Source organism: Citrobacter sp. U14242, assembly GCF_046555775.1.
Lineage (GTDB): Bacteria > Pseudomonadota > Gammaproteobacteria > Enterobacterales > Enterobacteriaceae > Citrobacter.
The window spans coordinates 32,671-45,306 of sequence record NZ_JBKGLW010000001.1 but is presented as its reverse complement, the minus strand read 5'-3'; the positions used below and the strand labels follow the sequence as shown (position 1 = coordinate 45,306).

General features: G+C 53.8%; 8 protein-coding genes. 2 read left to right on the top strand and 6 right to left on the bottom strand.

Annotated elements, in window-relative coordinates; translation table 11 throughout:
- Positions 1-6 precede the first annotated feature (6 nt).
- Positions 7-1,209, top strand: coding sequence for a phenylpropionate dioxygenase ferredoxin reductase subunit (hcaD, locus tag ACLJXE_RS00215; RefSeq protein ID WP_410749774.1), 1,203 nt, complete (start codon positions 7-9; stop codon positions 1,207-1,209).
- Between the two features lie 79 nt (positions 1,210-1,288).
- Here hcaD and glyA read toward each other — a convergent pair whose 3' ends face one another.
- Positions 1,289-2,542 carry a serine hydroxymethyltransferase gene (gene glyA / locus ACLJXE_RS00210; RefSeq protein ID WP_286628857.1) on the bottom strand — a complete coding sequence of 418 codons (1,254 nt, stop codon included), beginning with the start codon at positions 2,540-2,542 and terminating at the stop codon, positions 1,289-1,291.
- Positions 2,543-2,869: 327 nt separating this feature from the next.
- Here glyA and hmpA point away from each other — a divergent pair, with 327 nt between their 5' ends.
- The gene (hmpA, locus tag ACLJXE_RS00205) at positions 2,870-4,060 is read left to right on the top strand and encodes an NO-inducible flavohemoprotein (RefSeq protein ID WP_410749773.1); all 1,191 of its coding nucleotides are present in this window, start codon (positions 2,870-2,872) and stop codon (positions 4,058-4,060) included.
- A 96-nt stretch (positions 4,061-4,156) separates the two neighbouring features.
- On the opposite strand, the gene glnB is transcribed toward hmpA, so the two are convergent.
- The 5 genes from glnB to purL all read right to left on the bottom strand — a co-directional run bounded on the left by glnB (position 4,157) and on the right by purL (position 12,602).
- A complete protein-coding gene (gene glnB, locus ACLJXE_RS00200; RefSeq protein WP_002914032.1) occupies positions 4,157-4,495 on the bottom strand; it encodes a nitrogen regulatory protein P-II in 339 nt (112 codons plus the stop codon).
- Positions 4,496-4,563: 68 nt separating this feature from the next.
- Positions 4,564-5,898, bottom strand: a complete 1,335-nt coding sequence (gene glrR, locus ACLJXE_RS00195) for a two-component system response regulator GlrR (RefSeq protein ID WP_305764056.1) — start codon at positions 5,896-5,898, stop codon at positions 4,564-4,566.
- Entirely contained in the window at positions 5,898-6,617 is a 720-nt protein-coding gene (gene qseG, locus ACLJXE_RS00190) for a two-component system QseEF-associated lipoprotein QseG (protein ID WP_410749772.1), read from the bottom strand. Before qseG ends, glrR begins: the two co-directional genes overlap by 1 nt.
- A 22-nt stretch (positions 6,618-6,639) precedes the next feature.
- Entirely contained in the window at positions 6,640-8,070 is a 1,431-nt protein-coding gene (gene qseE / locus ACLJXE_RS00185) for a two component system sensor histidine kinase QseE/GlrK (protein ID WP_410750015.1), read from the bottom strand.
- A gap of 644 nt (positions 8,071-8,714) precedes the next feature.
- Positions 8,715-12,602 carry a phosphoribosylformylglycinamidine synthase gene (gene purL / locus ACLJXE_RS00180; protein ID WP_410749771.1) on the bottom strand — a complete coding sequence of 1,296 codons (3,888 nt, stop codon included), beginning with the start codon at positions 12,600-12,602 and terminating at the stop codon, positions 8,715-8,717.
- Positions 12,603-12,636 lie beyond the last annotated feature (34 nt).

The following is a 12,636-nucleotide window of genomic DNA, read 5'->3' as shown; positions in this document are numbered from 1 at the left end:
GGCGTTATGCACAACAACATCATTGCTATCGTCGGCGGTGGACAGGCCGCTGCGATGGCGGCGGTAGCACTACGCCAGCAAGGGTTTGACGGCGAGATACATCTGTTCTCCAATGAACCGCATCTGCCGTACGAACGCCCTCCATTGTCCAAAGCCATGCTGCTGGACGACGCCCCACAGCTACAGCCGGTGCTGAGCACGGACTGGTGGCGGGACAATAACGTTCAGCTGCATCTGGGCGTAACCGTGCGAACGCTCGGCCGACAAACCCACGAGCTGGCATTGGCTGACGGGCAGACCTACCCGTGGGATCGGTTACTGATTGCCACGGGTGCGTCAGCGCGCCCGTTCCCATTACTGGATACGCTCGGTGATCGCTGCTTCACGCTGCGCCACGCCGGGGATGCGACGCGTCTGCGGGAAGCGCTCAGCCCTGGGCAGTCGTTCGCCATTGTCGGGGCCGGAACCATTGGACTTGAGCTGGCCGCCAGCGCCACGCAGCGCGGTTGCCAGGTCACCGTCATTGAACTGGCCACCACGGTGATGGGCCGCAACGCGCCGCTGCCGATACAGCGTTACCTGGCCGCCCGTCATCAGCAGGCGGGCGTACACCTTATTCTCAACAATGCGATTGAGCAGGTGTTTGAGGGAGAGCGTCTTACTCTTACATTGCAAAGCGGTGAGCAGCTTCAGGTTGATAGCGTGATTTACGGTATCGGGATTATTGCCAACGACGGGCTTGCCCGTGAGGCAGGTCTTGATGTGGCAAATGGCATTATCATTGATACCTCATGCACAACCGCAGATCCGAACATTTTTGCCGCCGGTGATGTGGCAGTACAGCGTTTGCCAGACGGAACGCTGCAACGTTGTGAAAGCTGGGAAAACGCCAATAATCAGGCGCAAACTGCCGCAGCGGCTATGCTCGAATTACCTCTACCGACACTGCCCCCGCCCTGGTTCTGGACCGACCAATTTAATGACAATCTGCAATTTGTTGGTGATATGTGTGGAGAGAACTGGGTCGTTCGCGGCAATCCAGATGACGGCAAGGCTATCTGGTTCCAGCTACGCGACGAGGCGTTGATTGGCGCAGTAGCGCTCAACAACGGACGCGAAGTGCGCGTGTTGCGTAAGCTGATTCAGTCTGGACGAGCGGTGAACGAGGAAGCTCTGCGTGATCCAACTGTGGCGTTGAAGTCCTTGTGATAACGGCCTGATAAACACAGCACCATCGGGCACAAAAAAGGCCGCATTCGCGGCCTTTTTCACATCAAACGATTAACGCTTACGCGTAAACCGGGAAGCGTGCACAGATATCCAGCACTTTACCTTTCACACGCTCAATAACAGCTTCGTCATTGATGTTGTCCAGAACGTCACACATCCAGCCAGCCAGTTCTTTCACTTCTGCTTCTTTAAAGCCACGACGAGTCACAGCCGGAGAACCGATGCGGATACCGGACGTTACAAACGGGCTCTTCGGATCGTTCGGAACGCTGTTTTTGTTAACGGTGATGTTAGCACGGCCCAGCGCAGCGTCAGCTTCTTTACCGGTCAGGTTTTTATCAACCAGATCCAGCAGGAACAAGTGGTTTTCAGTACCGCCAGAAACCACTTTGTAACCACGGTTCAGGAACACTTCCACCATCGCTTTGGCATTTTTAGCAACCTGCTGTTGGTAAACTTTGAACTCTGGCTCCATCGCTTCTTTCAGTGCTACCGCTTTACCGGCAATCACGTGCATCAGAGGGCCGCCCTGCGCATTTGGGAAGACAGCGGAATTCAGCTTTTTGTACAGCTCTTCGTCACCGCCTTTCGCCAGGATCAGGCCGCCACGCGGACCCGCCAGGGTTTTGTGGGTGGTGGTAGTCACAACATGAGCATGCGGAACCGGGTTCGGGTAAACGCCTGCGGCAATCAGACCCGCAACGTGCGCCATGTCAACAAACAGGTATGCGCCGATGCTGTCGGCGATTTCACGCATTTTTGCCCAGTCAACCACACCGGAATAAGCAGAGAAGCCACCGATGATCATCTTCGGCTTGTGCTCTTTGGCCTGCTTAGCCATGTCTTCGTAGTCAATTTTACCGGACTCATCAATACCGTAAGGGATGATGTTGTACAGTTTACCGGAGAAGTTTACCGGGGAGCCGTGAGTCAGGTGGCCGCCTTGTGCCAGGTTCATACCCAGAACGGTATCGCCCGGTTGCAGCAGAGCGGTATAAACAGCGAAGTTAGCCTGAGAACCTGAGTGCGGTTGGACGTTAGCGTAATCAGCACCAAACAGCGCTTTCGCGCGGTCGATCGCCAGTTGCTCAACGATATCAACGTATTCGCAACCGCCGTAGTAGCGCTTGCCCGGATAACCTTCAGCATATTTGTTGGTCAGCTGAGAACCCTGTGCCTGCATAACACGCGGGCTGGTGTAGTTTTCGGAGGCGATCAGTTCGATGTGCTCTTCCTGACGTACTTTTTCCTGCTCCATAGCCTGCCACAGTTCGGCATCATAATCGGCAATGTTCATTTCACGCTTTAACATCCGCATCTCCTGACTCAGCTAACGATAAATTTTTAGGCCTTATAAAGGCGGTCCATAGGACAACGGCCAACAGTATAACCGAATCATTCCTCGATAACAGGTCTTGACAAAGGATTTTACGCAAACGATTACCTCCACAGCATACAAGGCTTTGGAGAATAAAGAGATGGCGAATTTCAACGGATTTCTTTTCAGGTTTGTGATGCAGATTTTTCACGTTGTAACCTTTACAACGCAAAGTTACAAAGAACCATTTACAATGCAGGGGTATTTTTTATAAGATGTATTTGACATACATCATTAAAGTTTCAGATAAAGGAAGACCGTATGCTTGACGCACAAACCATCGCTACAGTGAAAGCCACCATCCCCTTGCTGGTTGAAACAGGTCCGAAACTGACCGCTCATTTCTACGATCGCATGTTTACGCATAACCCAGAGCTGAAAGAAATTTTCAACATGAGTAACCAGCGTAATGGCGATCAACGTGAAGCGTTGTTTAACGCCATTGCCGCGTATGCCAGCAATATCGAAAACCTGCCAGCGCTGCTGCCAGCGGTCGAGAAAATTGCCCAGAAGCATACCAGTTTCCAGATTAAACCCGAGCAATACAACATCGTGGGGGGGCATCTGTTGGCAACGCTGGATGAGATGTTCAGTCCAGGACAAGAAGTGCTGGATGCGTGGGGCAAAGCGTATGGGGTGCTGGCTAACGTCTTCATCAACCGTGAAGCGCAGATTTACAGCGAGAACGCCAACAAAAATGGCGGCTGGGAAGGCACCCGTCCTTTCCGTATCGTGGCCAAAACGCCTCGCAGTGCGCTTATCACCAGCTTTGAGTTCGAACCTGTTGACGGCAAAACCGTTGCTGAATACCACCCGGGACAGTATCTGGGCGTTTGGCTGAAGCCAGAAGGCTTCCCACATCAGGAAATTCGTCAGTACTCACTGACCCGTAAACCGAACGGCAAAGGCTACCGTATTGCTGTTAAGCGTGAAGAAGGTGGCCAGGTCTCAACCTGGTTGCACAACCACGCAAATGTGGGTGACGTTGTTCATTTAGCCGCACCTGCGGGCGATTTCTTTATGGATGTCGCCACCGATACCCCGGTGTCGCTGATTTCCGCAGGCGTGGGTCAGACCCCAATGCTGGCGATGCTGGATACGCTGGCGAAAGCGAATCACACGGCGCAGGTCAACTGGTTCCACGCAGCGGAAAACGGCGACGTGCATGCCTTTGCTGATGAAGTCAACGAACTAGGCAAAACGCTGCCACGCTTTAGTGCACACACCTGGTATCGTGAGCCAACCGAAGCCGATCGCGCGAAAGGTACGTTTGACAGTGTTGGACTGATGGATCTGAACAAACTGGAAGGCGCTATCAGCGACCCGACGATGCAGTTCTATCTGTGCGGCCCGGTTGGCTTTATGCAATTTGCTGCAAAGCAACTGGTCGGTCTGGGTGTGAAAAACGAAAACATTCATTACGAATGCTTCGGCCCACATAAAGTCTTGTAATTAAGTCATGCCTGATGGCGCTGTGCTTATCAGGCCTACGGGAGTGTGTAGGCCGGATAAGGTGTTTACACCGCCATCCGGCAAGCACGGCGCGACTTAGATTGCCGCGTCGTCTTCTTCGCCGGTACGGATACGAATAACACGCGCCACATCGAAGACAAAAATCTTACCGTCACCGATTTTGCCAGTCTGGGCAGTACGAATAATCGTGTCGACACAGGTATCGACAATATCGTCGGTAACCACGATTTCAATTTTTACCTTCGGTAGAAAATCCACCATATATTCCGCGCCACGGTACAGCTCGGTGTGGCCTTTCTGACGGCCAAACCCCTTCACTTCTGTCACTGTCATACCGGTAATGCCGACTTCTGCCAGCGCTTCGCGGACATCGTCCAGCTTGAAGGGTTTAATAATCGCATCAATTTTTTTCATGGTTTTCCTGTCGTTTTTATCGCGTAACCGGTTGCTCACCGTATCATAAATCAGTCGTATTGACGGTGCTACTCTTTAAAGTCGTTTGCATCCAGCTCGTGACGAGAAAGCAATTTATAGAATTCTGTGCGATTGCGTCCCGCCATTCGTGCAGCATGGGTAACATTGCCTTTGGTGATTTGCAGCAGCTTACGCAAGTAGTTGAGCTCAAACTGATTGCGCGCTTCAACAAAGGTTGGCAGCGCCGTATTTTCACCTTCCAGCGCCTGCTCCACCAGCGCGTCACTGATCACCGGCGAAGACGTTAACGCCACGCACTGTTCAATCACGTTGACCAACTGACGCACGTTGCCCGGCCAACTGGCGGTCATTAAACGTTTCATCGCATCAGTCGAAAAAGCACGGACAAACGGTTTATGCCGTTCGGCTGACTGACGCAGCAAATGGTTTGCCAGCAGTGGTATATCTTCTGTACGCTCAGCCAGCGCCGGGATCTTCAGACTCACCACATTAAGACGGTAATAGAGATCCTCACGAAATTCGCCCCGCGCCATGGCTTTGGGCAGGTCGCGGTGCGTTGCAGAAACAATCCGCACATCAATGTCGATATCGCGATTGCTTCCAAGCGGACGAACTTTACGCTCCTGCAATACGCGCAGCAATTTAACCTGTAACGGCGCGGGCATGTCGCCTATTTCGTCGAGAAATAACGTCCCGCCTTCTGCTGCCTGAAACAAGCCTTCACGATTACTCACCGCTCCGGTAAAGGCACCGCGCGCATGACCAAAAAGCTCTGATTCCAGCAGTTGTTCCGGCAACGCCCCGCAGTTTATGGCGATAAAGGGCTTGTGGCTGCGCGGGCTGGCGTTGTGAATCGCCTGGGCAAACACCTCTTTCCCGGTGCCGCTCTGACCATTGATCAATACACTGACATCCGATTGCGCCACCATCCGCGCCTGTTCTAACAAACGCAGCATTAACGGGCTACGGGTAACAATTGATTCACGCCAGCTGTCATCAGTAGCAGGCGCGGACTGTTCCAGCGCACCGTCAATCGCTTTATATAGCGCGTCTTTATCGACCGGTTTGGTGAGAAAGCTGAAAACCCCCTGCTGCGTTGCCGCGACAGCATCGGGAATGGAGCCGTGCGCGGTCAGGATAATGACCGGCATCCCCGGCTGCACTTTCTGGATTTCAGTGAACAGTTGCATGCCGTCCATTTCATCCATGCGCAGGTCGCTAATGACCAGATCCACTTTTTCACGATTCAGTACCCGTAATCCTTCCTGCCCACTTTCTGCAGTGACGACGCTGTAACCTTCGCTGGTCAGCCGCATACCGAGCAATTTCAACAGCCCCGGATCGTCATCGACGAGCAGCAAATGCGCGGGCTTGCGGCTTATCATGGCGTGACCTCCCCATCATCAGGCGTCGTGAGTTTATCATTACCATGCAACGCATCGGGATTGTAGCTGCCGGCAGGTTTACGGGTGGACAGTTGTCGTTCAATATCGGTCAGGTTTTCCAGCTTACGGGTGGTGAGATCGAGCTGGCTCTGCAAATTCTGTTGCTGTTGGCGCAGCGCATCAAGATCGCTGTCGGATGACTGCTGAAGTTTACTGTAGCGCATACGTTCTTCTGCAAGCTGTAACTGCAGCGTTTGACTACTGCGCCAGACCTGATAAAGCGGACGTACCTGGGCCGGAATTTGCGGGCTTAGCGCATCCAGACGGGTCATTATTTCACGCCTTTCAGGCGGTGTAATGTGGGCGCCATCAAGCAGGATCCCACGCTTAAAAGCGCCCTGCCAGGTATCCGTGAGTTGGGTACTGGCTTCACTGCGTGCCTGAACAGGCATCAGACGATCGGCACAATCCATGGTCCGCAGCCAGTAGAGCGGGTTGGTATCTGTGGACTGGCCCGACAGCGACCAGATATCCGTACATTCGGTGGCAAGGTAATCAGCGAGTTGATGCGGCGGGATTTTCTCCTGCGAAGGATCGCCGATAATGTGATTCACCGCGTTTGGAACGCAGCCGACCAGCGCCAGGCATGGCAGACTTGCGAGTAAGACGCGGCGAATAAAATCTCGTTTAAGCATTCGGGCAACAACGTGTGGCATACTCACCAGACTTAGGTTCATTTTAGTGGTTTTTCGATGCAGATAGCGGCAGTTCTATGCGAAAACAAACGCTTTGCGCATGCTCATCAACCAAATACAGTTTTCCCCGCATCCGGCGGATACAGTCTCTGGCGATACTCAGTCCCAACCCGCTTCCTTTGACTGCCCCTTTTCGCTGATGGCTACCCTGGAAAAAAGGTTCGAAGATCATCGCCTGTTCTGCTTCTGGAATCGGTGTGCCGGTATTTATGACATCAATGTATACCGTCGAGCCATGCAAACTGCTGCGGATCCAAATGTTACCGGATTCAGCGCCATAGTGCACCGCATTGGAATAAAGATTGTCCAGCACGCTCATTAACAGCATTGGCTCGGCCAGACAAGCGTTCGCCGCCAGCGCAACATCAGTATGTATCATTTTGGCGCGAGCGGGCAGGCTATGTGCTGAAACAACACTTTCCACCAACGGCGCGATTTCAACGCGCTCAAGTTCTACTTCGTCATCCGCCAGCTTGCGGTTGTAATCAAGCAATTGCTCAATCAGCTTTTGCAGATTACGGCTACTGTCATCCAGAATACCGACAACCTCTTTTTGCTCGGGAGTGAGCGGCCCAACGACCTGATCGGCCAGCAACTCCGTGCCTTCACGCATACTTGCCAGCGGCGTTTTCAGTTCATGTGAGAGATGGCGTAAAAACTGATGTCGCTGTGACTCAAGCCAGGAAAGGCGCTCGCTCAACCAGATTATGCGCTGGCCAACGGAACGCAGTTCCCGGGGGCCCGTAAACAATACGCTATCGCCCAGTGAGCGACCTTCCCCCAGACGGTTAATCATCCGTTCAATACCCTTCACCGGACCGATAATCATACGGGTAAACAGCAGTACCATCGCCAGACTAACGAGAAACAGTACCAGCGCCTGCCAGCCAAAGAACTGACCACGTTCGGCAATTTCTTGTTGTAACTGCTGACCGCGCGAGAAGACCACGGTACGTGTGGCCTGCACCATGTCGGTATTCGCATTAGCGAAGGCTTCCAGGCGGGCAGCCGCCTGGCTGTCAGGACCGCTGTTATTACACTGCAGCTGGGCCAGATCGTTGAGATCCTGCCGCAACGCCTGGTAGAGCGTGTTGTCCGGTAAAACGCCCGCATGCGCGTCCAGCATGTCGCTATAACGTTTACGCTGGCTCTGGTAAACCTTTGCCAGCGTCGGATCATCCAGCACACAATACTGTCGGTAGCTACGCTCCATCTCCAGCGCGGCGTTGGTCATTGCCTCGCTACGTCGGGCATCAATGAGCGTGGTTCTGTTAGTCAGCGCCGCCTGAGCGCTCAGGGCGTTCAGGCTCTGCCACGCCTGCCAGGCCAGTACGAGCAAAGGAAGCAGGATCAGCAAAAATGCCAGTGTCACCAGCTGACGTAAGGATCGGGGGAAAACAGACCAGCGCTTCAAGGCGTTACTCTCAATAGACGGGAATAAGACGATGCTAACTGAGGGGAACGTCAGATACAACAAAGCCGGGATTAACCCGGCTTTGTTATGGAATAAGGCGGTGCCTAACTCGACGTTTCGCCCGAAGGTTGATATGAGCTTCGCTAATATCAGATGTTGGACGGCAGGCACCTTGTTGTGCGTCATTCGAAGTTTATGTAGCACGTCCCGAAGGGGCTGACATAAGAAGGTGAATGAGCCACTGGTTAATATTATGCAGCATCTGTGCCAATATTCAAAACACTTTATTAACACAATGATAAATATAAGAAATATTAATAATCGTGCAAAAATAAGGGGTGAGTGTTTTTTGTTCATTATGTCGCTAATCAGCAACACTCGCAGTGCTTAAAAACAAAACCATTATAAATCAAATCATTAAGTGTCTCTTTTTGGCGACAAGCCAACCCTGCCAATGTCGGGATTTCCCGACACTTTATTTTTCGGCATAAGCGCTGAGTTTATTGCCGGATGGCGACGGAAACGCCGCATCCGGCCTGCAAGTGCCCTTCCCCGCAGGCCTGATAAGCGCAGCACCATCAGCCACCCTGTATCCTGGTGACAAAAAAGCCCCTCAAGAGGGGGCTTCATGATTTTCGACCAGATTAACCGAGCTGTTTACGCGCATTACGGAAGATGCGCATCCACGGGCTATCCTCGCCCCAGTTTTCCGGGTGCCAGGAGTTGCTCACGGTACGGAATACACGTTCCGGGTGTGGCATCATAATGGTTACACGACCATTTTCGGTGGTAACAGCAGTGATACCGTTTGGCGAACCGTTCGGGTTAGCCGGATAGGTTTCGGTCACCTTACCGAAGTTATCAACGTAGCGCAGTGCCACCAGCCCTTTGCTCTCCAGCCCTGCCAAATGCGCATCGTCACGCACTTCTACACGACCTTCGCCGTGAGAAACCGCGATTGGCATCTGTGACCCCACCATACCCTGCAGCAGCAGAGACGGGCTTTGTGTCACTTCGACCAGACTGAAACGCGCTTCAAAGCGATCGGATTGGTTACGCACAAAGCGCGGCCACAGGTCGCTTCCTGGGATCAGCTCGCGCAGGTTAGACATCATCTGACAACCGTTACACACGCCGAGTGCCAGCGTTTGCGGGCGATGGAAGAAGGTTTCGAACTCATCACGAACACGATTGTTGAACAGAATCGACTTCGCCCAACCTTCGCCTGCGCCAAGCACATCACCGTAAGAGAAACCACCACAGGCCACCAGCGCCTGGAAGTTCCCCAGACCAATACGGCCGCCCAGCAGATCGCTCATATGAACGTCAATAGCGTCAAAGCCTGCACGGTGGAAAGCCGCCGCCATTTCTACGTGGGAGTTAACGCCCTGTTCGCGCAGCACGGCCACTTTTGGACGCGCACCGGTAGCGATATACGGGGCCGCAATATCTTCGTTGATATCAAATGACAGTTTCACGTTTAGGCCAGGATCGGCATCGTTGGTTTTAGCGTCGTGTTCCTGATCGGCACATTCCGGGTTATCGCGTAGACGCTGCATCTGCCAGGTGGTTTCCGCCCACCACATACGCAGGGTAGTACGGCTTTCGCTAAACACCGGCTGACCGTGGGCAGTCAGAGTGAAACGATCGCCGCCTACCGCCTGGCCGAGATAATGTACGCAATCAGCCAGACCGTTCGCCGCCAGAATCGCTTCTACCGCGTCACGGTCAGCGGCGCGAACCTGAATGACAGCCCCCAACTCTTCATTAAACAGCGCCGCCAGATGATCATCACCCAGAGTACCGATATCTGCTTCAACGCCACAGTGACCGGTAAAGGCCATTTCTGCCAGCGTAACCAGCAGACCGCCGTCGGAGCGGTCATGGTAAGCCAGTAGCTTACGTTGTGCGACCAACGCCTGAATGGCGTCGTAGAAGCCTTTCAACTGCGTTACATCGCGCACATCGGCAGGTTTGTCGCCCAGTTGACGGTATACCTGTGCCAGCGATGTCGCACCCAGAGCATTGTGACCAAGGCCAAGATCAATTAACAGCAGCGCATTGTCTTCAGTAGACAGCTGCGGCGTGATGGTATGGCGCACGTCTTCCACACGAGCAAAGGCGGTAATCACCAGTGACAGCGGGGAGGTCATTTCACGCTGCTCGTTACCTTCCTGCCAGCGGGTTTTCATCGACATGGAGTCTTTACCCACCGGGATAGTCAGGCCAAGCGCCGGACATAACTCTTCCCCGACGGCTTTTACCGCTTCGTACAGCCCGGCATCTTCACCGGGATGGCCAGCAGCAGCCATCCAGTTTGCTGATAATTTGATACGTTTGATATCGCCAATCTGTGTGGCCGCAATATTGGTTAGCGCTTCACCGACGGCCAGACGCGCAGAGGCGGAGAAGTCCAGCAGCGCGACAGGTGCGCGTTCACCGATGGACATCGCTTCACCATAGTAGCTATCCAGACTGGCGGTAGTGACCGCACAGTTCGCTACCGGGATCTGCCACGGCCCAACCATTTGGTCACGCGCCACCATCCCGGTAACAGTACGGTCGCCGATGGTAACAAGGAAGGTTTTCTCTGCCACGGTCGGCAGGTGCAGCACGCGGTTTACCGCGTCAGCAATCGTAATATGCTCACGTGTAAGCTGCTCGCCTTTGGCTTTCAGCGTTTGTACGTCGCGGGTCATTTTCGGCGTTTTACCCAGCAGAACGTCCAGCGGCATGTCAATCGGCTGATTGTCGAAGTGGCTATCGCTCAGAGTCAGGTGTTGTTCTTCGGTGGCTTCACCAATCACCGCATAGGGGGCACGCTCGCGCTTACACAGCTCATCAAACAGCGGCAGCTGATCGGCGGCCACCGCCAGCACATAGCGCTCCTGAGATTCGTTACACCAGATTTCCAGCGGGCTCATACCCGGTTCATCACTCAGGATATCGCGCAACTGGAATTTACCGCCACGTCCGCCGTCACTGACCAGCTCCGGCATGGCATTAGACAGGCCGCCCGCGCCAACATCGTGGATGAACAGGATCGGGTTTGCGTCCCCCATTTGCCAGCAACGGTCGATAACTTCCTGGCAACGACGTTCCATTTCTGGGTTGTCGCGCTGTACAGAAGCAAAATCAAGATCGGCATCAGACTGACCGGACGCCATAGATGATGCAGCCCCACCACCAAGACCGATGTTCATCGCCGGACCGCCGAGGACGATCAGCTTAGCACCCACCACGATCTCGCCTTTCTGCACGTGATCTTCACGGATATTGCCGATCCCACCCGCCAGCATGATCGGTTTATGGTAACCACGCAGCTCTTCACCGTTATGGCTGTTCACTTTCTCTTCATAGGTGCGGAAGTAGCCCGTCAGCGCAGGACGACCAAATTCGTTGTTAAACGCCGCGCCGCCCAATGGACCTTCTGTCATGATATCCAGTGCGGTGACAATACGGTCCGGCTTGCCAAAATCTTCTTCCCACGGCTGTTCAAAGCCCGGGATACGCAGGTTGGAAACGGAGAAACCCACCAGGCCGGCTTTCGGTTTCGCACCGCGCCCGGTTGCGCCTTCATCACGAATTTCACCGCCAGAGCCCGTTGCGGCACCCGGCCACGGCGAGATCGCCGTCGGGTGGTTATGGGTTTCAACCTTCATCAGGATATGAGCAGGCTCCTGATGGAAATCGTAGCGACCGGTCTGGTGGTCAGCAAAGTAGCGACCCACTTCAGAACCTTCCATCACCGCTGCGTTATCTTTATAGGCAGACAGGACGTGATCCGGCGTGGTTTCGAAGGTGTTTTTGATCATCTTGAACAGCGATTTCGGCTGCTGCTTACCGTCGATCACCCAGTCGGCATTAAAAATCTTATGGCGGCAGTGCTCAGAGTTGGCCTGTGCAAACATGTACAGTTCGATATCGTTCGGGTTGCGTCCCAGTTTGGTGAACGCATCTTGCAGATAGTCGATTTCATCCTCTGCCAGCGCCAGCCCCAGACGCAGGTTAGCGTCAATCAACGCCTGGCGCCCTTCACCCAGCAGGTCAACGCTGGAAACCGGCGCAGGCTGGTGATGAACAAACAGTTTTTCAGCATCGCTCAGCGCAGAGAAAACCGTTTCCATCATGCGGTCATGCAGAATATCGGCAACCGTCAGCCACTGCTCAGCAGTCAGCGTGGAAGCCTCAACATACCAGGCAATGCCACGTTCCAGACGGCTAATTTGTTGCAGGCCGCAGTTATGGGCAATATCAGTCGCTTTAGAAGACCACGGGGAGATGGTGCCCGGGCGGGGCGTGACCAGCAGCAGTTTGCCTTCAGGGGCATGACTGTGAAGAGCAGGACCATATTTCAGCAGGCGGGCAAGTTGCGCGCGCTCATCCTCATTTAATGGTGCATTCAGATCGGCAAAATGGACGTACTCGGCGTAAATATTGTGGACCTGGAGGTTGGCAGCCTGAAAACGTGCCAGCAGTTTGTTAATACGGAATGCAGACAGTGCAGGTGAACCACGCAGAATTTCCATCATAAGTCTCTCGTCTTCTAAGCTTTCGGTGTGCCCA

Excerpts from the sequence above, each read along its gene's own strand:
- hcaD (WP_410749774.1), top strand. The coding sequence starts at position 7 with ATGCACAACAACATCATTGCTATCGTCGGCGGTGGACAGGCCGCTGCG.
- glyA (WP_286628857.1), bottom strand. The coding sequence starts at position 2,542 with ATGTTAAAGCGTGAAATGAACATTGCCGATTATGATGCCGAACTGTGG.
- hmpA (WP_410749773.1), top strand. The coding sequence starts at position 2,870 with ATGCTTGACGCACAAACCATCGCTACAGTGAAAGCCACCATCCCCTTG.
- glnB (WP_002914032.1), bottom strand. The coding sequence starts at position 4,495 with ATGAAAAAAATTGATGCGATTATTAAACCCTTCAAGCTGGACGATGTC.
- purL (WP_410749771.1), bottom strand. The coding sequence starts at position 12,602 with ATGATGGAAATTCTGCGTGGTTCACCTGCACTGTCTGCATTCCGTATT.
- qseG (WP_410749772.1), bottom strand. The coding sequence starts at position 6,617 with ATGCCACACGTTGTTGCCCGAATGCTTAAACGAGATTTTATTCGCCGC.